12 protein-coding genes and 1 pseudogene are annotated in these 20,531 nt (G+C 45.1%); 2 read left to right on the top strand and 11 right to left on the bottom strand.

What is annotated here, in order from left to right; translation table 11 throughout:
• Nucleotides 1–356 precede the first annotated feature (356 nt).
• Nucleotides 357–2,612, top strand: coding sequence for an alpha-amylase family glycosyl hydrolase (locus GPLA_RS04905; protein ID WP_007103735.1), 2,256 nt, complete (start codon nucleotides 357–359; stop codon nucleotides 2,610–2,612).
• A 172-nt stretch (nucleotides 2,613–2,784) separates the two neighbouring features.
• Here GPLA_RS04905 and GPLA_RS24305 read toward each other — a convergent pair.
• The 3 genes and pseudogenes from GPLA_RS24305 to GPLA_RS04890 all read right to left on the bottom strand — a co-directional run bounded on the left by GPLA_RS24305 (nucleotide 2,785) and on the right by GPLA_RS04890 (nucleotide 8,797).
• Nucleotides 2,785–4,306 (bottom strand): annotated as a pseudogene (locus GPLA_RS24305) (tryptophan halogenase family protein).
• Nucleotide 4,307: 1 nt separating this feature from the next.
• A complete protein-coding gene (locus tag GPLA_RS04895) occupies nucleotides 4,308–5,798 on the bottom strand; it encodes a tryptophan halogenase family protein (RefSeq protein WP_007103734.1) in 1,491 nt (496 codons plus the stop codon).
• Nucleotides 5,799–5,947: 149 nt separating this feature from the next.
• Nucleotides 5,948–8,797, bottom strand: coding sequence for a TonB-dependent receptor (locus GPLA_RS04890; RefSeq protein WP_007103733.1), 2,850 nt, complete (start codon nucleotides 8,795–8,797; stop codon nucleotides 5,948–5,950).
• 453 nt (nucleotides 8,798–9,250) lie between these two features.
• On the opposite strand from GPLA_RS04890, the gene GPLA_RS04885 reads away from it, so the two are divergent.
• Nucleotides 9,251–10,291: a cupin-like domain-containing protein gene (locus GPLA_RS04885; RefSeq protein ID WP_153810532.1), complete on the top strand. Its 1,041-nt coding sequence runs from the start codon at nucleotides 9,251–9,253 to the stop codon at nucleotides 10,289–10,291.
• Between the two features lie 60 nt (nucleotides 10,292–10,351).
• Here the strand turns inward: GPLA_RS04885 and sucD are convergent, their stop codons facing one another.
• From sucD to sdhC, 8 genes are all read right to left on the bottom strand, one after another.
• Complete coding sequence (sucD, locus tag GPLA_RS04880; protein WP_007103731.1) at nucleotides 10,352–11,224, bottom strand: succinate--CoA ligase subunit alpha; 873 nt, start codon at nucleotides 11,222–11,224, stop codon at nucleotides 10,352–10,354.
• Nucleotides 11,221–12,390, bottom strand: a complete 1,170-nt coding sequence (sucC, locus tag GPLA_RS04875; protein WP_007103730.1) for an ADP-forming succinate--CoA ligase subunit beta — start codon at nucleotides 12,388–12,390, stop codon at nucleotides 11,221–11,223. The genes sucD and sucC overlap by 4 nt, the downstream gene beginning before the upstream one ends.
• A gap of 123 nt (nucleotides 12,391–12,513) precedes the next feature.
• Nucleotides 12,514–14,016 carry a 2-oxoglutarate dehydrogenase complex dihydrolipoyllysine-residue succinyltransferase gene (gene odhB / locus GPLA_RS04870; protein ID WP_007103728.1) on the bottom strand — a complete coding sequence of 501 codons (1,503 nt, stop codon included), beginning with the start codon at nucleotides 14,014–14,016 and terminating at the stop codon, nucleotides 12,514–12,516.
• Between the two features lie 9 nt (nucleotides 14,017–14,025).
• The gene (locus GPLA_RS04865) at nucleotides 14,026–16,848 is read right to left on the bottom strand and encodes a 2-oxoglutarate dehydrogenase E1 component (RefSeq protein WP_007103727.1); all 2,823 of its coding nucleotides are present in this window, start codon (nucleotides 16,846–16,848) and stop codon (nucleotides 14,026–14,028) included.
• Between the two features lie 175 nt (nucleotides 16,849–17,023).
• Nucleotides 17,024–17,734 carry a succinate dehydrogenase iron-sulfur subunit gene (locus tag GPLA_RS04860; protein WP_007103726.1) on the bottom strand — a complete coding sequence of 237 codons (711 nt, stop codon included), beginning with the start codon at nucleotides 17,732–17,734 and terminating at the stop codon, nucleotides 17,024–17,026.
• Nucleotides 17,735–17,748: 14 nt separating this feature from the next.
• Nucleotides 17,749–19,518, bottom strand: coding sequence for a succinate dehydrogenase flavoprotein subunit (sdhA, locus tag GPLA_RS04855; RefSeq protein WP_007103725.1), 1,770 nt, complete (start codon nucleotides 19,516–19,518; stop codon nucleotides 17,749–17,751).
• Nucleotides 19,519–19,866, bottom strand: coding sequence for a succinate dehydrogenase, hydrophobic membrane anchor protein (gene sdhD / locus GPLA_RS04850; RefSeq protein ID WP_007103724.1), 348 nt, complete (start codon nucleotides 19,864–19,866; stop codon nucleotides 19,519–19,521).
• Nucleotides 19,860–20,234: a succinate dehydrogenase, cytochrome b556 subunit gene (gene sdhC, locus GPLA_RS04845; protein ID WP_013753529.1), complete on the bottom strand. Its 375-nt coding sequence runs from the start codon at nucleotides 20,232–20,234 to the stop codon at nucleotides 19,860–19,862. Before sdhC ends, sdhD begins: the two co-directional genes overlap by 7 nt.
• Nucleotides 20,235–20,531: the final 297 nt, after the last annotated feature.

Here is a 20,531-nt window from a genome sequence, read left to right as displayed (position 1 = left end):
ACACGGATTGAGTTTTCAACCCTAAGACTAACGACATAAGAGCACACCTTAGCAGTGCCCTGCGAATGAGTAAAACAGCATACGTATGCATAACTTAGAGCGCACTCACCATAGTGTTTTATATGGCTGTGCGCTATTCCTTGTTGAACTCGCGGCGGGGCCAACATTGACATGGCCTCACTGTGATTAGCTCGGATGCTGCATACGTATTCAGCTACGTTGGCCTTAGTTACGTTTTTCAATTGATGTAAACTAAATAATTAGAAAAGGTTAGCAAAATGTTAAACAGATGCGCGGCTATCCATTAAATATGGAACAACGGCGTTCGTTTTACTAAACAGATAATTGGAGAACACATGAGACGAATCTCACACCAATACACCTTAAAGACAATATCGTTAATCACTTTTGCGGCACTGTCTTTAGGGGCTACCGCCAGCAGTGCTCTTGGGCCAGTAACAGCCAAAGATGTGGTATATCAAATCATTACCGACAGGTTTTCGGATGGCGATCCTAGCAATAACATTCCTGCAGGCTCACCGTCACAAATTTTTGATGGTAGTGGTGCCGACCTCAAACTTTATCAGGGCGGAGATTTTAAAGGGATCACCAACAAAGTATCTTATTTGAAAAACATGGGGATCTCGGCGGTCTGGATTTCGGCGCCCTATGCCAATCGGGATGAACCGATTAATGACGTACAACCGAGCGGCGGCACAGACGTTTATTCCAGTTATCACGGTTATCATGTGAGTAATTATTTTCGCACCAACCCCCACTTTGGCGACATGCAAGATTTCACCGATATGGTCGATGCTTTGCACGCACAAGGTATTAAAGTAGTCGTTGACTTCGTTTCCAATCACACCAGTCGCTGGCAAAACCCGACTACGGGTTATTCCCCCGAAAATGGCCGTTTATATGAGCCCGATAGAGACGCTAATGGTGATTTTGTCTTTAATGCCAGCGGTGATCCGCTAGATTACAATAACGACGGTTCAGTGGATAACTTGATAGCGGATCCTAACGGTACCGTTAATCCCGGCTGGTTTCACCGGATCGGCGACCGAGGCAGTGACAGCAGTCGCTTTGGATTTCGTTATAAAGACCTAGGATCTTTAGCCGATTTTACCCACGAGCTACCGGCTGTAGTTGAACACATGGAAGAAGCCGCTACATTTTGGAAAGCCAAAGGCATTGATGGCTATCGCCACGATGCCACCCTGCATATGAATCCAGCCTTTGCGAAAGGTTTTCGCGATGCCATTGATTCAGCTCCAGGTGGCGCAGTGACCCATTTTGGTGAGTTTTTTATCGGCAAACCGGATCCCAAGTTTGCCGAATATGCATCCTTTCCAACGCGCACCACGATTAATAATTTGGACTTCGAATTTTATCGGACCATAGCCAATGTGCTCGATAACGGCTCTGAAGATATGAATGCCTTAGCCAACTTTTATCAATACACTGATACCCAATACAATTATGCCAACCAGACCGTGACCTTCTTTGATAATCATGACGTGAAACGTTTTCTAAAAAATAACGGTGACGGCCGAAGTTTGGAGCTTGCGTTAGCCACAACATTGGTTTCTCGAGGCATTCCCAATGTGTACTACGGCAGTGAGCAGTATGTTGAAGGTTTCGGTACAGACGGTAACGACGGCCGCGTCTTCATGGATACGTCTAGCAGCTTTAACCAAACCACGCGTGCCTACCGGATCATTCAAAAATTATCCGCCCTTAGACAACAAAATGATGCTTTGGCTTATGGCTTGACCAGTATTTTATATTCAACCTCAGATGTGCTGGTAATGTCGCGCAAGTTTTTTGAGAAAGAGGTCATAGTCGCTATTAACCGTAGCCCCTATAACACTTACAGCGTCCCTAACCTAACCACCAGTATGCCAGTAGGCACATACAATGATGTACTCACTGGGGAATTAAGTGGCAGCACAGCCAGCGTGATTTCAGCCGGCGGAGCACAAATTACGGGATTCACCCTTAGCCCGCAGGAAGTGAATGTATGGAGTCATGACGCGCAACTTGGTAGCGATCCGCATATAGGTGATATGCAAGCGGTTGCGGGTAGGGCGGGTAACGAAGTGACAATCGTTGGTACCGGCCTAGACGGTTCAGTCCAGGTGTTTTTTGGTTCGGTACAAGCAAGCGTTGTCGCTAATGACTACAACCGCATCCAGGTAACGGTACCTGGGGTTGTCGCTGGTGAAAAAGTGGTGACGGTGAAAAGAGGCGCGGTTACCAGTAATAACTTTACCTTCAACGTGTTATCAGATGATCAGAATCAAATGATTTTCCATGTGCAAGCTTATACCTCAGTAGGTGAAAACGTGTATGTGGTGGGCAGTATTCCTGAACTTGGAAGTTGGGCACCGGACAAGGCATTAGACGCCTTCCACAATCCGGATCCTAACCAGTACTGGAAATGGTTCTTACCTGTGAGCGTGCCAAAAGATACTTACTTTGAATACAAATATATTCTCAAAGACGATCTCGGCAATGTGGTCTGGGAATCCGGCACCAATCGCTCTGTTACGTCTGATCCATCGGCCACAGGTGTCATCGATTTAGCGGAAGAGATTTTCCAATAGTCCCGGCGCTTAGCTACTAGAAAAACGCCCTGGCAGATACATTACCAGGGTGTTTTTTGTTATCGCACAATGTTATTCCGACCCCTTTTCCAGACGAATGGCACTTCTAGATGTAAACCCTCATGCCAATCGGCAGCTTAAATAACCATGCCAGGGGCCAGATAAAACCAGCTTATATTAACGCCTGCTTGCTAGTAGCACGCAAGGTTTCAAGGTTGTGTTGATGGGACGAAAAATTTAAGCCACAACCTTGAATAAACTTCTGCACTCCTTGCTCTTGATACAAGTCCCCCTTACCAGGTTGCTTATCCGCCAAGGCTGGAAAAGCACCATAGCCAGCCAATAAACAATGCCAGGACTCAGCGTTAAAGTGGGTACTGAGATCTTGGCGGGTGATTTCTGCTTCTAGATCTTCGCGTTTATACCACACGTCCAACAGCTGGCTGAGTGAATCTGATAATACGCCGTTGTCGCGGTTGGCTCGCCAATAATCGCTGTCCTGTCTGGTGTTCAGTTTATAATGGGCAACGATATAGTCACGCACCCGTTCGAATCGCTCGCTGATCTTGTTATTATATTCAGCCTGATGTTGGTTGCTAAAGTTACCTTGTTCGTACTTGATAATAAAAAGTTCGATACAAATTTGCACCAGATGTAACGCCGTTGCCTCCAAAGGCTCTATAAAGCCTTGAGATAAGCCAATAGCCAGACAATTACCTCGCCAATGTTGCTCCAGGCAACCGACCTTCATGGGTAAATGACGGCATGTCTGTTCGTTATCAAGCATTCCCAGATGTTGACGAAACTCGATTTCAGCCTGATCTTTCGTGACAAAATCCGAGCTGTATACATAGCCATTGCCGATCCGATTAGTTAAGGGAATATGCCAGCACCAGCCATTAGCCAAAGCCGTGGCTGTGGTTTGGTTAGCAACCGTATTTTCACTTGGGGTTGGCATAACCAAAGCGGAATCATTAAACAGATTGTCTTTATATGGCTTAAATGACACACCAAGGGTTTGTTGCATCAACAAGCCCCTAAAGCCACTGCAATCCACAAAAAAAATCCGCAGCTAAGCTTTCTCCCTGAGCCGTGATCAATTGGCTAATATCCCCACTGGCATGCTGTTTAACCTTGTCGATTGTCGTCTGGCGGTGCGTGACACCTAGCTTAAGCGCATGCTCAGCCAAAAATTTCCCGAGCAGCTGGGAATCGAAATGGTAGCCGTACTCCATGGGAAACGGAAAACTTTCTGGGGTTAACGGACCTTTATTTTGTTTGGCTAAGTGTCCATTAATAAAGAAGTCAGCGGGGCTGGTGTGCGTATCTAGGCCAAGGCGTCGGGTGCGGCAATTCACAAAAAACGCCCGTCGGGTAAAGGTATCCAGTTGGGTGGTAAACGGGTGGCTGTAACTGGTTATACCTGACTGTGGGCTCCAGCCGTCAAATTTAATGTTTACTTTGTAGGTTGCGTTGCATCTGGGCATCCATTCATTGTCTTCAATACCGAGCATCGAAAAAAAACGCTTAAGGGTTGGAGTAGAGCCCTCTCCGACTCCTACTATGCCGATTTCCGCAGATTCCACCAGAGTGATCTGCACGTTTTTATCTGCCCATTTATGGGCGAACAGGTTGGCCGCCATCCAACCAGCGGTACCGCCACCGACAACAATAATACGGAAGGGCTTTGTCATATTAAACCTTGCAAAACTGTTGTAAAAACTCGTCGTGACTAGGCAGGCTGCTCAGCGGTTCGTGTTTAATATTTTTAATATTTGTCAACATCTCGCGTAGCTTGTGCTCAGGGAGGTTATTGGCGATGGGGTGATAATCTTTAGGTATGATGCCCTGCCCCAGCATAACTTGCAGCCAAGAGCTCTCCAAAAATAGATCATTCTGTTCGCGAAACAATTTACCATTTTGGGCAAAAAGCTGAATTTTATGGGCCAGAGAGTCAGGAATATCCATAGTACGCATATCTCGCCAAAAATCACTGTCAGTGCGTTCATTGACGTGGTAATGCAAAATCAAAAAGTCGCGTATTTGTTCAAATTCTAGTTTTGACTGCATGTTGTATTCTTTCACTGCAGAATCGTCGATTCCTTTATGTGGGAAAAGGTGGATGAGTCGCACAATAGCGGACTGAATGAGATGAATACTGGTGGACTCGAGGGGTTCCAAAAAGCCGCTGGATAAACCTATGGCTACTACATTTCTGTCCCATTGTTTGCGCCGCCGACCGGTTTTGAAGCGTAGCATCTTAGGCTCTCCCAAGGCCTTTGAATCAAGGTTGGATAGTAAGGTAGCGTGGGCCTGCTCGTCGGTGGAATGACTACTGCTATACACCAAACCATTTCCGTTGCGGTGTTGCAAGGGGATACGCCATTGCCAGCCTGCACTGTGCGCTATTGAACGAGTATAGGGAAGCGTCTTGTCAAACCGCTCAGAAGGGACAGCTAGGGCGCGATCACAGGGCAACCAGTGACTCCAGTCATCATAGCCTGTCCCGAGTTTTTCCTGAATGAGCAGGCCTTTAAAGCCCGAGCAATCGATAAACAAATCCCCCGTTATTGTGCCTCCGTCTTGCAAGATTAAGCTTTCGACAAAACCTGAATCTTTGTTCAGGCTAATCTGCTCAACTTTGCCTTCGGTACGTTTCACGCCTAACTTTTCACAGTACTTTCGCAAATAAACGGCATAGAGTGACGCATCAAAATGATAGGCATAGGGCAATTCTAAAATTGCATCCTTACTTTTGATCTGGGCAAACTTGCCTTCCCGTGCGCACAAATAATTCAGATCGTATTCCCACAAGCTAGTATCTATGCCTAATTGTTGGCCGCGCTTCCAAAAATGGTGAAACTGACAAAAGGCGAAACTCTTACCCGCAGCGCCAAAAGAATGAAAGTAATGTTCATTTTGTACACGCCAATTTTCAAATTGAATGCCTAATTTGATGGTGGCCTTTGTTTCCCGCAAGAACTCAGCCTCATCAATGCCCAGTACTTGGTTGACATGCCGGATGGGCGGTATAGTGGCTTCCCCCACACCTACGCTGCCAATCTCTTCCGATTCAACTAATTCGATGGTGATGCTAGGCCCAACTACTTTTTGTAATAGGGCTGCAGACATCCAGCCGGCAGTGCCTCCCCCGACTATGACCACTTTTTTGATTAGGTTTTTCATCTATCCACTTTTTAGTTAATAAAAAAACCCCAATAGCAAAACTAGTTGGGGTTTTTTAGTTGACGTTTTATAAATTCTGCAGACTCGATACTAGGTTAAAACAGGTCACTGGTAAAGCCGATGACCTTTCTCTCTATCCGTATACACGCTTAGAAAGAGTAGTTAAAACCTAATAAGTAGTTGCGGCCAAAGCTTTGGTATTGAGTGATTTGTCTTGAATCACCTCCATTGGCTTGCACGGTCGCTTCATCCGTTAAGTTTTGGCCTTGCAAGGTAATACGCAACCCTTCCAGACCGGCAATGCCAGAATCGGCAAAGTCATAACCGATTTGCGCATCCCACTGTTCACCACCTTGGTCAGTTGTTGGACCAAGAGACAAGCTCAAACCACGGACTTCCGTCAAAAATTCGTCACGTTTGGTGCCTGACACCCGAATTTCAAACCCTTTGGCTTCGTAATAAGCCGTAAAGCTATACAGTTCTTGTGATAAGCCAGGTATACGCTGACCATCGTCGAACTCGCCGTCCAAGAAGGTGGCACTGGCAACTACACCAAAACCATCTAGGTAATCAGTCAAGACATGAAAGGGTAACCCTACCTGAAATTCGTAACCTCTGACAAAACCTTTAAGACCATCTTCTTTACCCGTAACTACACCCAAGAACGTTGCAGGGTCTTGATTACCGGTCTCTGCTGAGGATTGATGGTAACCAGGGATAAAGAATTCTGAGAAATCGGCAAGTTCGGCCGAACTCCGTGTCCAATTGGTCAAGTCTTTAAAGAAAAAACTAACAGCAAAAAAACCATCGTCAGCAAAATAATTTTCATAAGCTAAGTCAAATTGATTAGCTTCCAGAGGTTTTAATTCTGGGTCACCGGCACTACCAGACCAAGGGCTGTTTAGTGGATCCGTGCTTAAGATATTGCTGTCATTAAACGCGAACGACACCTGATTATTGGGTTTCATGTCATCCATACGGGGGCGACTGATAACTTTGGATAATGCGGTGCGGATAAACTGATTTTCAGCAATTTCAAAGCTTAAGTTCAAGCTCGGTAACACGTCGGTGTAAGAGGTACCACCGTCAACAGGTTGGGATACTGTAAACCCATCTGGGCCACTGACGCCACTAAAACCAGTAGCACTTTGATCGGCATTGACCATCTGCAAACCAATATTACCTTTCACATACACATCGCCAATCTCGGTATCAATATCAAGCTTCGCATACACAGTCAGCAGATCTTCGTTGACCTCATAGGTATCGCCTAATCTGGTGTTATCCAAGCGAACGGCATCAGACTCGATATAATAGCCACTGTTATATAAGGCCAAACTGTCATAGGCCACCACACCGCTAATACCGATAAAACTCAAGTCTGCGACTCCTACCGGATCTGGTATAGGACCTTCGCCAGGCCAAGTAGGAGCCGTTAAAAAGACCCCTGTGTTGATTTTCGTCTTGCTGCGCTCGGAGTAAACGATACCCGTTTCAAGCCCACTGAAAATCCCCCACTCCACTACTCCATTGGCTTGTAAGCGGATAGTGTCTAACTCTTCGTTAAAATCAGCGTCGTTTACAAATCCGTCCTGGGCAGTATCAGGACCAAAGCCAGTGCCTGAGTCCTGAAAGGTAGATAATGGTGATAACGCCCCACCCCAGGCTTGTGGTCCAGCCAAGGTGATTAAACTTGCGTCTGTGTAATCTAGTGGGGCAATAGTTGGATGATCACTATAAATCACACCCGTAGAGGTCATCTCCCACGAACGCGCAGCTTGAGAGCGGCCATCAATGCCAGCACGGCCTACCCCAGAGTAACTTTCAATATCGGTGATTTTTTTCTTCACTTCACCGGTAGAAAAATCCAATTCAGCTGTCCAGTTATCATTGATTTGGTATTCTGCATTTATACCAATGGTGGTTAAATCGGATTTTTGACTGCGACCATCATTGCGGATAACTGAAAGGAATCCATCGTAATAACCTGAGGTAACCAAACCGTTGTCAACACCGGTGATTTGATAGTTATCACCAACACCCCACTCTGCGCCGCCTTCTTCCAGGCCACGTTTGACTTCATTTTCTTCAAAATCAATGTACAAAGCATCGAGTTGCACCATCAATCTATCATTAGGCGCCCATTGAATAACGGCGGCAATAGAATCACGCTCTAATAGCGCAGAACGTACAAATGAATCGTGCCCACCTAACACTACATCCCCAGGAGAAGCCATTGCAGTATCTGACGCTCTTCTTGGACTGTCAGTATTAACATCTGCATAACCCCAGCCTCTAAATTGCTCTTCCTGACGAGGAGTTTCCAATGATGCCAATACCAAGGCGACACCTATGGTGTCATTGGCAAACGAATCAATATAGTTAAACGAGAAACGATGGCCGTCATTGTCATAATCGGGGTTAGCCGAGTCTTGCTCGTTCTGTTCGAAGCTGCCGTTAACAGCAAAGGTCCGTTCCTGCCCCAAAGGTTTTACTGTTTGTAAGTCGACGGTGCCGCCTACACCTTGGGTCAACATCCCGGCTTCGGGTGTTTTATAAACCAATATATTCGATACAATTTCAGTCGGGTATAAATCAAACTCTACGCCGCGGTTATCACCCATACCTAACAGCTCACGGCCGTTTAAAGAGGTGCCCACATAGTTTTCATTAAATCCCCGTACAGATAAACCACTGGTACGACCGTTGCGCCGCTCGCCGGCTAAACCAGGTAAACGAGCCAGAGATTCGGCCACGCTAGTATCGGGTAATTTACCAATATCTTCGGCAGAAATAGCCTCAACGATAGAAGTGTTATCCATTTTGATGGCTTGAGCGCGCATTAAACTGCCGCGAATACCTGTCACTTGAATGACTTCAGTATCATCACTAGGCGCATCGGCAGGGGTTTCCTGGGCGAAAGCCATAGGCGAAAGACCAAAAGCAAAACCGCTCGATATCAGTGCAACCTTGATAAGACTAGGTTTAAAATATTTCATATGTGTGTCCCGTTTGTGTGACTGGCGTGTGAAACTTAACGTTAAGTTAATAAGTTGTAGTTAATTGTTATATCTTTGTTTTAGTAGTCGAATAGTACAGCCTGAGTCAGTTGCCCCTCAATGCCTTGCATACGTATTCAATAAAAATAACACTCATTTGAGTAGTAATTACAGCAGACGAATATCCTAAAAAAACGTTAACAATGAGAAATAACACATTGATATTAAAATAATTTATCATTTAACGACGGACCGTAAATACACCGTTATAAATCGTCAACAGATTATAATGACCCATAACAACGGTCTTCAATATAGTGTACAAAGTCAAACACCGAGTTGATCAGGCAACGAGTTAAAAAATTAAAAAACCGTAAACAGTTAAAATACAGCGGTTAATGTATGTACACGTTCTGCAGTGATAGCCTGCATATATGACAGAATTGGAAGGTAATGATGAACAGCACAAACGTTAATGATTGGGGCAGCCTAGAGTCAATGCCTCCACCAAGGGAGGTGTGGGACGTAAGCCCAGACAATTTTAAGCAAAAAATCACTGACATATATCAACCAGCAGTGTTGAGAGGTTTTGCAGCGAATTGGCCCATAGTAAAAAATGCCCAAATATCCGATAGTACATTACGTCAGTACTTACGCGGCTTCGATAGTCAAAAACCACTGCAATTAGTCAATTTACCCAGCCATACCCAAGGACGCATGTTTTATGATCAAAGCCTTACTGGCATGAACTTCAAGGTTGCCCAAGCTACTCTGGCTCAGGGACTCGAAGAAATGCAGCGGTTTGCAGAGGGCAGCACCAGTGACCGATTTTGTCTGCAGAGTATCAGAATTAAAGACTACCTACCGGCACTTGAATCACAACTGAATAATCCGTTGTTACCCCAAAGTCGTCCTTTTATCTGGATAGGAAACAAAGTAACAGTAGCGCCGCATTTTGACGAAGCGCATAACATTGCCATAGTCGTAGGGGGCAAACGCCGCTTTACCTTATTCCCCCCCGAGCAAGTAAAAAACCTGTATGTGGGCCCGTTGGAATTTACCCCGGCAGGTCAGCCAATCAGCCTAGTTGACCTTCGCGCGCCAGATATAGCCCAACATCCAAAATATGTACAGGCCTTCAAACATGGGCTATCTGTTGAACTTGAACCCGGAGACGCTATCTACATCCCTTCTCCCTGGTGGCATCATGTTGAATCTTTGAGCAATCTGAATGTGTTGATTAATTATTGGTGGAGCGGCAATAAGGTTTCCACGGCCCTACCCTTTCCTATGCTTATTCACGCTATTCAAGCGTTGAAAAGTCAACCGTACGAACAGCAACAAGCTTGGAAAAGCATGTTAGAGCATTACCTGTTTGATAAAGACACAGATCCCGGTGAACATATCCCCCAAGCGGCCAAAGGTATATTGGGTCAGTACACGGATAAAGTCAGTCATCAAGTTCATCAGTGGTTAGCAAAACTATTAGGGTAAAATAATCTGCAGAAATAAAAAAACCCGCTGTTAGCGGGTTTTTTTATTGCTCACACGTGATTACCAACCGGTAATTTCGCGAAGGCCTTGACCAATGTCAGCAAGTGAACGAACAGTTTTAACGCCTGCATCTTCAAGAGCTTTAAATTTGTCATCAGCTGTACCTTTACCACCAGAGATAATTGCACCAGCATGACCCATACGCTTACCAGCAGGTGCAGTAACACCAGCAATGTAAGAAACAACAGGTTTAGTGATGTTAGCTTTGATGTAAGCAGCCGCTTCTTCTTCAGCCGTTCCGCCAATTTCACCAATCATCACAATTGCTTCAGTTTTAGGATCGTCTTGGAACATCTGTAGGATGTCGATGAAGTTTGAACCCGGGATAGGGTCGCCACCAATACCAACACAGGTAGATTGACCGAAACCTTCATCAGTTGTTTGCTTTACAGCTTCGTAAGTCAAAGTACCAGAACGTGAAACGATACCTACTTTACCTGGCTTATGGATGTGACCAGGCATGATGCCGATCTTACATTCGCCTGGGGTGATAACACCTGGGCAGTTAGGGCCGATCATACGTACGCCTTTACGATTTACGTATTCTTTTACGTAAAGCATATCAAGCGTAGGAATACCTTCAGTGATGCACACGATCAATTCGATACCAGCATCAGCCGCTTCAACGATAGAATCTTTACAGAATGGCGCAGGTACATAAATAACAGTCGCTGTTGCGCCTGTTTCTGCAACCGCTTCACGTACTGTATTGAAAACAGGTAAACCAAGGTGAGTTGTGCCGCCTTTACCAGGTGTAACACCACCAACCATTTGTGTACCGTATTCGATAGCTTGTTCTGAGTGGAAAGTACCTTGTCCACCAGTGAAACCTTGACAGATTACCTTGGTGTTTTTGTCGATTAGTACGCTCATGCGGCACCTCCGGCAGCTTTAACAACTTGTTTTGCAGCATCCGTTAAACTAGAAGCAGCGATGATATCTAAACCTGAGTTAGCCAATACTTCACGGCCAAGCTCTGCGTTTGTACCTTCTAAACGCACAACAACAGGAATGGTAACGCCCACTTCTTTAACAGCACCTATGATACCTTCAGCAATCATGTCACAACGAACAATACCACCAAAAATGTTAACCAAAACAGCTGCAACATTTGAGTCAGAAAGGATGATTTTGAATGCTTCAGCAACACGTTCTTTAGTTGCACCGCCGCCAACATCTAGGAAGTTAGCAGGAGAACCGCCATGCAAGTTAACGATATCCATGGTACCCATTGCTAGGCCTGCACCGTTAACCATACAACCGATGTTGCCATCAAGTGCTACATAGTTAAGTTCCCACTTAGCTGCTTGAGCTTCACGAGCATCTTCTTGTGAAGGATCGTGCATTTCTGTCAGCTTAGGCTGACGATAAGCAGCATTGCTGTCCATTGCGACTTTCGCATCAAGACAATGAAGGTTGCCGTCTTCTTTAATAACAAGCGGGTTAACTTCAATTAGTGCGATATCTTTTTCTTCGAACAATTTAGCCAAACCCATGAAGATTTGAGTGAATTGTTTGATTTGAACGCCTTTAAGACCAAGTTTAAACGCGATTTCGCGAGCTTGGTAAGGTTGAGCACCTACAAGAGGATCAATCTCAGCCTTAAGAATTTTTTCTGGTGTCTCTTCAGCAACCGTCTCGATTTCAACACCACCTTCAGTGGATGCCATGAAAACGACACGACGAGAGGCACGGTCAACAACTGCACCTAGGTACAATTCTTGGGCAATATCTGTACAGCTTTCTACCAAGATTTTGCTTACTGGTTGCCCAGCTTCATCTGTCTGATAAGTCACCAAATTTTGACCAAGCCATTTTTGAGCAAATGCTTTGATTTCATCTTTGGTTTTAACAAGCTTAACGCCACCTGCTTTACCGCGACCACCAGCGTGAACCTGACATTTCACAACCCATTCAGTACCGCCAATACGATCTGCAGCTTCAACTGCTGCCTGCGGAGTTTCCGCAGCATATCCTTCAGATACAGGTAAACCGTATTCAGCGAATAATTGTTTACCCTGATATTCATGCAAATTCATGGTTTTCTATCCGTTTTGTTTAAGAAAAAAGCCGCGCTTGGCAGCTTGATTTTGTTAGCCGATATCATAGAAACAACAACGGCGAGATACGAGTTAATCAAAGATTGACCCGCCTAGATCCGATTATACATCCAGTAGCAGACGCGTTGGATCCTCTAACATTTCTTTGATCGTAACCAAGAAACTAACCGACTCTCTACCGTCGATGATTCTATGATCATAAGAAAGTGCTAAATACATCATAGGTAAGATTTCCACCTTACCATTTACCGCCATAGGACGATCTTGGATTTTATGCATTCCTAAGATAGCACTCTGGGGTAGATTAATAATAGGCGTTGAAAGCAAAGAACCGAACACACCACCGTTTGTGATAGTGAAGTTACCGCCTTGCATATCTGCCATTGACAACTTACCGTCACGACCTTTAAGTGCAAGTGCTTTAATACCACCTTCGATGCCTGCCATACCCAAATTGTCACAGTCTCGCAATACAGGTGTAACCAAACCACGAGGGGTAGAAACCGCTATCGATATGTCAAAATAGTTATGATAACAAATATCATCACCGTCAAGAGAAGCATTCACTTCAGGGAAACGTTTAAGGGCTTCGGTCACGGCTTTCACATAGAAAGACATGAAACCTAAACGAATACCGTGGCGTTTTTCGAACGACTCTTGATATTGCTTACGAAGATCCATGATGGGTTTCATGTTCACTTCGTTAAACGTCGTCAGCATCGCTGTGGAGTTCTTCGCTTCAAGTAGACGCGTGGCAATCGTTTTGCGCAAACGAGTCATAGGAACACGTTTTTCAGTGCGTTCACCAGCAGGCGCTGGCGCTTCAGTGGTTGCTTTAGCTGGAGCCGCGGCTTTACTTGGCGCAGACAATGATTTCTCAACGTCTTCTTTGGTCACACGACCGCCTTTGCCTGTGCCTTTAATGCTTGCAGCATCAATGCCTTTTTCTGACAATAAACGACGAACAGATGGGCTAAGTGCGTCATTTTCCGCACCACTTGCCTTGTCATTATCACTACTGGCAGCAGGTGCATCAGCTTTGGCTGGTGCAGCGCCTGATGCGAAACTAGCAATAACTTGCTCGCCCATAACCGTTTCACCTTCTTGAGCAAGAATTTCGCTCAAGGTGCCATCGGCTGGCGCAACCACTTCTAAAACCACTTTATCGGTTTCAATATCAACTAAATTCTGGTCACGAGAAACCGCTTCGCCCGGTTGAACATGCCACGTTGCTATGGTTGCATCTGCCACTGATTCGGGCAGCACAGGTACTTTAATCTCCACTGACTCACCTTTATTGCTGGATTTATTACTGGATTTATTCTCTGTAGCTGGTGCACTTTGCTCTTTAGCTTGTGCCGCGCCAGCTCCCTCTTCAAATTTAGCAATGACTTGCTCACCTAATACCGTTGCACCTTCTTCATCAAGGATATCACTCAACACTCCATCAGCGGGCGCAACCACTTCAAGTACCACTTTATCGGTTTCGATATCAACCAAGTTTTGATCGCGAGTAACCTGTTCACCTACCTTTACATGCCAAGTGGCAATTGATGCATCGGCCACAGATTCTGGCAATACCGGTACTTTAATATCTATTGACATACTGGATCCTTATTTAATAGTTAATGCATCATCAACCAAGTCTTTTTGTTGTTGGTTGTGAACAGAAATATATCCTACCGCAGGTGACGCTGATGCGTTACGACCGGCATAGTTAAGTTTTGCGCCGTTTGGAATAGCGGACCAGAAATGGTGTTGGCTGCAATACCAAGCGCCCTGGTTCTGTGGCTCTTCTTGACACCAAACCCAATCGGTAACATGTTTGAACTTTTCGACGATAGGTTCAATTTCAGCATGAGGGAACGGATATAACTGCTCGATACGTATGATCGCCACGTCATCTTGTTCACTCTTACGACGTTGATCAAGCAAGTCATAATAAACTTTACCCGAACACATCACGACGCGCTTGACCTTAGCGGCATCCATTTCGTCAATCTCATCAATCACGTTTTGGAATACACCAGTGGACAATTCTTCTAGTGAAGAAACCGCTAACGGATGACGCAACAATGACTTAGGCGACATCACGATCAATGGCTTACGCATTGGGCGTATAGCTTGACGGCGTAACATGTTAAATACCTGTGCAGGTGTTGAAGGCACACATACTTGCCAATTATGATCAGCACACATTTGTAAGAAACGCTCTAGACGTGCCGAGCTGTGCTCAGGACCTTGTCCTTCGTAGCCATGAGGAAGCAACATGGTTAAGCCGCACAAACGACCCCACTTCGCTTCACCTGAACTAAGAAATTGGTCTATCACCACTTGCGCACCGTTGGCGAAATCGCCGAACTGGGCTTCCCAGATTGTTAAGGTACCGGGTTCTGCCGTCGCATAACCAAATTCAAATGCTAACACTGCCGCTTCAGATAACACGGAGTCGTATATTTCCATGGTACCTTGCTTTTCATGCAAGTGTGCCAAGGGCATATAAGTCTCGCCATCTGATTGGCTGTGAAGCACAGCATGACGATGGAAAAAGGTTCCACGTCCAGAATCTTGTCCTGTCATGCGGATATCCAAACCACCATCAACTATCGAGGCGTAAGCAAGATTCTCCGCCATACCCCAATCGAGAGGTTTTTCCCCATCGATCATAGCTGTTCGGTCTTGATAGAGTTTACCGACTCGGGATTGCAACTTGATTCTTTCTGGGAAACTACACAGCTTCTGCCCCAATTCGCGTATTTTATCTACACTAATGGCGTTGTTGTAAGGCACATCCCAACTATGGCCCAAGTATGGTGTCCAATCTACCGAATGCTCTGTCATCGGGCGCCACTCTTCCACCACACAGGCACCATGATCAAGTGCGGCGCGATAATCTGACACTAACTTATCTATTTCATGGGATTCGATAGAGCCTTCAGCTAACAACTGCTCTGCATACAATTGACGCGGAACAGCATGCTTCTTGATCTTTTTATACATCACTGGCTGAGTTGCACTTGGCTCATCAGCTTCGTTGTGTCCGTGGCGGCGATAACAAACTAGGTCAATGACCACGTCACGTTTAAATTTGTTGCGGTAATCTAATGCCAATTTGGTCACGAACATAACCGCTTCAGGATCATCTGAATTCACATGGAATATAGGTGCCTGAACCATTTTCGCAATATCAGTACAGTACTGAGTAGAGCGTGTATCTTCGCTATTCGATGTCGTAAAGCCAACTTGGTTGTTGATAACGATACGCACCGTCCCACCCACTTTAAAGCCGCGAGTTTGAGACATGTTAAATGTTTCTTGCACTACACCTTGGCCAGCAATCGCCGAGTCACCATGAATAGTAATAGGCAAAACAACTGAGCCATCCGTACAATTTCTGCGATCTAGACGAGCCCGCACCGAACCAATAACCACTGGATTAACGATTTCTAAGTGAGACGGGTTAAATGCTAGTGCTAAATGCACGTTGCCACCCGGCGTAGCGTAATCTGAAGAGTAACCTGCGTGGTATTTAACATCGCCAGCACCTAAAGTGTTGTCATGCTTACCTGAGAACTCATCAAATAAAACGGAAGGGTTTTTACCTAGTACGTTTACCAGAACGTTAATACGTCCTCGGTGAGCCATACCAATAACCACTTCTTTGGTACCGTGATCGCCCGCGTGGCTAATTAAGCCTTTTAGCATCGGAACTAACGCATCACCACCTTCTAAAGAGAAACGTTTCGCTCCTGGGAATTTAGCCCCTAGGTATTTTTCCATGCCATCGGCAGAAATAAGACCTTTAAGAATCGATACTTTTTCATCGCGAGGGATTTGAGGTTTAGCTTGCACAGATTCAATACGGTCTTGTAACCAACGCTTTTGTTCAGTGTCGGTAATGTGCATGTACTCGGTACCGATAGAGCCACAATAGGTACGATTTAGTGATTTAAATAAATCACCCAACTTCATACTGTCTTGGCCTATGGCATACGAACCAATGTTGAATACTGTTTCAAAATCTTGTTCCGATAACGAATGATGCGATAACTCAAGATCGCGAACTCTCGGTTGTTTCCAAAGCTCTAAAGGGTCGAGGTTGGCATGCTGATGACCGCGAAAACGATAAGCATTGATAAGCTGTAATACTTTAACTTGCTTCTCGTCACTGGCATTAGATGTGCCTTTTGAAACCGTTCCTGCTCTAGCAACAGGGCCAAGTGCAGCTAATGCACGAAATTGGTCACGAATTTCACTGTGCTTGGTCTCAACCTCAGCGCCTTCAACCTTAGGTAATTTATCGAAAATAGCACGCCATTCATCGGATACGCTTTTTGCGTCATCGAGATATGCTTCGTATAATTCTTCTACATAAGCAGCGTTGCCACCAGCCATGTGAGAAGATTCCCACCATGCTTTCATCACGCTTTGTTGCATTGTTGTCCCTTGATTTGTAGTAAGACTCACAATTAAATGTGCTGCTGCACACGACCTTTAAAGGTTTGCGGATGCTCACCTTAAACTGCAGTTTGAAAACAAAAAAATAGCCACCCTGTTCGGGATGGCTATTTAGACATTATCATTCTGCAGACCTAACTTACAGAATTAAAAACTAAACAGCCCGCTGTAACAGCAACGACTTGATTTGGCCTATCGCTTTAGTCGGGTTTAATCCTTTTGGACAGACACTAACGCAGTTCATGATCCCGTGACAACGAAACACACTAAATGCGTCATCAAGATCACCTAAACGTTGTTCTGTTGCGGTATCACGGCTATCCGCTAAAAAGCGGTAAGCGTGTAATAAACCAGCAGGGCCGATAAACTTATCGGGGTTCCACCAAAACGAAGGGCATGATGATGAACAACATGCACATAAAATGCACTCGTATAATCCATCTAACTTCTCACGCTCTTCAGGTGATTGTAAAAACTCACGCGCAGGAGGCTGGTTATTATCATTAATTAAGAATGGCTTAATTTTTTCGTACTGATTGTAAAACTGAGATAGATCGACGACTAAGTCACGTACCACTGGCATGCCCGGTAAAGGACGTACGATGATCTTCTTACGGCCAAACGTAGACAGCGGCGTGATACACGCCAAACCATTTTTACCGTTCATGTTCATACCATCAGAGCCACAAACGCCCTCACGGCAGGAACGACGGAAGGACAACGTTGGATCTTTTTCTTTCAACGCGATAAGTGCATCAAGCACCATCATGTCTTGACCTTCTTCAACCTCAAGCGTGTAGTCTTGCATACGAGGAGCATTGTCTACATCTGGGTTATAGCGATAAACAGAAAATGATAATTGCATATGCTGCACTCCTCTTAGTAAGTTCTGGCTTTCGGTGGGAAAGCCTCACGTAGTTTAGGTGTCATATTTACGTCACGTTTCAACATTTTGTCGCCTTCAGGCAAGTAAACGGAGTGACATAACCAATTCGCGTCATCACGGTCTGGGAAATCGAAGCGACTGTGTGCACCACGACTTTCTGTACGGAAGTTTGCTGCAACAGCCGTGCTGTATGCCGTTTCCATCAAGTTGTCTAATTCTAGGCACTCAATACGCGCAGTGTTGAAATCGCTACTCTTGTCATCTAAACGAGCATTTTTCAAACGCTCACGAATTTCGCCGAGCTCTTTCAGACCTTCAGCCATGGCATCGCCTTCTCGGAATACAGAGAAGTTAAGCTGCATACATTGCTGCAAGTCTTTCTTGATTTGAACCGGATCTTCACCTTTACCCGCTTCGGAGTTTTCCCAACGGTTAAAACGCGTTAATGCTGCGTCGATGTCATCAGCTGTGGCTTCACGGCTTTCAATTTCATCGATTGCTTTGCCAAGGTGTAAACCTGTCGCACGACCAAATACCACCAAATCAAGCAATGAGTTACCACCAAGGCGGTTTGCACCATGCACAGATACACATGCAATTTCACCGCAGGCGAATAAGCCTTGAATCGGTTTTTCATTGCCTTGGGCATCAATACTTAATGCTTGTCCATTTACGTTAGTCGGAATGCCACCCATCATATAATGACACGTAGGAATCACGGGGATGGGCTCTTTTACCGGATCAACGTGAGCGAAAGTACGCGACAATTCAAGGATACCTGGTAAGCGTGACTCGAGTACGTCTTTACCTAGATGATCAAGTTTCAATTTCAAATGCGGACCTAAAGGACCGTCAAATCCACGACCTTCGCGGATCTCCGTCATCATCGAGCGGGCAACAACATCACGACCAGCTAAATCTTTCGCGTTAGGTGCATAACGTTCCATGAAGCGCTCACCGTCTTTATTCAGAAGGTAACCCCCTTCACCACGACAACCTTCGGTCACTAATGTACCTGCGCCTGCTATACCGGTCGGGTGGAATTGCCACATTTCCATGTCTTGCATGGGCACACCAGCACGTATCGCCATACCAACACCGTCACCAGTATTGATGTGAGCATTGGTGGTAGAAGCGAAGATACGTCCTGCGCCACCGGTTGCTAATACGACTGCTTTTGATTTGAAGAAAACCACTTCGCCACTTTCAATGTCGATAGCGGTACAACCAACAACGTCACCGTCTTGGTTTTTCACTAAATCAAGTGCATACCACTCACTGAATACTTTCGTTTTATTCTTTACGTTTTGTTGATACAACAAATGCAATAACGCATGGCCTGTTCTATCAGCTGCAGCCGCAGTACGTGCACCCTGCTCGCCGCCAAAATTCTGTGATTGGCCACCAAAAGGGCGTTGATAAATTTTTCCGTTTTCGAAACGTGAAAAAGGTAACCCCATGTTTTCCATTTCAATAATGGCTTCAGGGCCGGTTTTGCACATGTATTCAATAGCGTCTTGATCACCAATGTAATCTGACCCTTTAACGGTGTCATACATGTGCCATTCCCAGTTATCTTCATGGGAGTTACCTAAGGCGACCGTAATACCGCCTTGAGCTGACACTGTGTGTGAACGGGTTGGGAATACTTTTGATAATAACGCGCAAGACTTTCCTGACTCGGAAATTTGTAATGCAGCACGCATACCTGCACCGCCAGCACCAATTACAACCGCATCATACTCGTGAACTGGAATACCCATTTATAGACCCCACAAAACAAATAAACCCACAGCAACATATACAAACGCTACTAGGTTAATAAAAAATTGCACAACGGCGCGAAGGCCTGTTGATTTAACGTAATCGGTTAGCACTTGCCAAAAACCGATTCTGATATGCAGCATCACTGATACCAGTGCTGCAAAAGTGAATACTTTCATGGCTAAAGATGAAAACAAACCGTGCCAGATTTCGTAAGTCACTGTCGGGGTGCTAAGGAAAAACCACAGCATATAAAACGTAAACGCGGTCATAATGATCGCAGTTGCACGTACGGTGACATAATCTTGTACACCATCGCGCTTAAAATTCGCTTGGTTAGTTAGCATAATAAAACTCCTACAACGACGGTCAGTACAATCCACAAACCAATAACAATCTTCGCGCTATTGTTGCCTGACTCAAGTTCTTCCCAATGCCCCATGTCCATCACTAAATGACGTAAGCCGCCAAGTATATGATAAGTCAGTGCTGAGATAGTACCGATTGCGATTATCTTACCGATAACTCCTGACATTTGTTCTTGCACAAATGCAAAACCGTCTGGAGAAGATACAGATTCCGCCCAAGCCCAAATCACAAACAACAACGCAAAAAACATTGCGACGCCCGTTATGCGATGAAGGATAGATGTTATAGCTGCAGGGGGAAAACTGATTGTATTTAGTTGTAAATTAACTGGTCTCTGCTTTTTCACGTTTTGATGCCTGTTTTACCCGTAGGTTGTCTAGTCATTGTTTGGAAATGTGTTGCACATAACCAATCGCTTAAAGATACATGTGTCCTGCCGCCCATCCTGTTAGCAAATTGTAAACAATTTGTTGCTATAATTATTCTTGTTAACAAGAGCTAGACGACAAGCAGGAGTATATCCAGCAGCGCCAATAAATACAATTGTTGTTCGTTATTAACGGCTTATAATCAAGCATAAATTACATGCATAATTACGGTGAATATTTAGGGTAGAATAGAAGTGAATAATTATTAAGCAAAA

The sequence above is a fragment of the Paraglaciecola polaris LMG 21857 genome, assembly GCF_000315055.1.
GTDB classification, from domain to species: domain Bacteria; phylum Pseudomonadota; class Gammaproteobacteria; order Enterobacterales; family Alteromonadaceae; genus Paraglaciecola; species Paraglaciecola polaris.
Note: the sequence above shows the minus strand (reverse complement) of the source record. Positions and strands in the feature narration are given on the sequence as shown.

Bases quoted from the DNA above. Each gene is read 5' to 3' on its own strand.
- GPLA_RS04905 (WP_007103735.1), top strand. From the start codon at position 357: ATGAGACGAATCTCACACCAATACACCTTAAAGACAATATCGTTAATC.
- GPLA_RS04895 (WP_007103734.1), bottom strand. From the start codon at position 5,798: ATGAAAAACCTAATCAAAAAAGTGGTCATAGTCGGGGGAGGCACTGCC.
- GPLA_RS04890 (WP_007103733.1), bottom strand. From the start codon at position 8,797: ATGAAATATTTTAAACCTAGTCTTATCAAGGTTGCACTGATATCGAGC.
- GPLA_RS04885 (WP_153810532.1), top strand. From the start codon at position 9,251: ATGATGAACAGCACAAACGTTAATGATTGGGGCAGCCTAGAGTCAATG.
- sucD (WP_007103731.1), bottom strand. From the start codon at position 11,224: ATGAGCGTACTAATCGACAAAAACACCAAGGTAATCTGTCAAGGTTTC.
- sucC (WP_007103730.1), bottom strand. From the start codon at position 12,390: ATGAATTTGCATGAATATCAGGGTAAACAATTATTCGCTGAATACGGT.
- odhB (WP_007103728.1), bottom strand. From the start codon at position 14,016: ATGTCAATAGATATTAAAGTACCGGTATTGCCAGAATCTGTGGCCGAT.
- GPLA_RS04865 (WP_007103727.1), bottom strand. From the start codon at position 16,848: ATGCAACAAAGCGTGATGAAAGCATGGTGGGAATCTTCTCACATGGCT.
- GPLA_RS04860 (WP_007103726.1), bottom strand. From the start codon at position 17,734: ATGCAATTATCATTTTCTGTTTATCGCTATAACCCAGATGTAGACAAT.
- sdhA (WP_007103725.1), bottom strand. From the start codon at position 19,518: ATGGGTATTCCAGTTCACGAGTATGATGCGGTTGTAATTGGTGCTGGC.
- sdhD (WP_007103724.1), bottom strand. From the start codon at position 19,866: ATGCTAACTAACCAAGCGAATTTTAAGCGCGATGGTGTACAAGATTAT.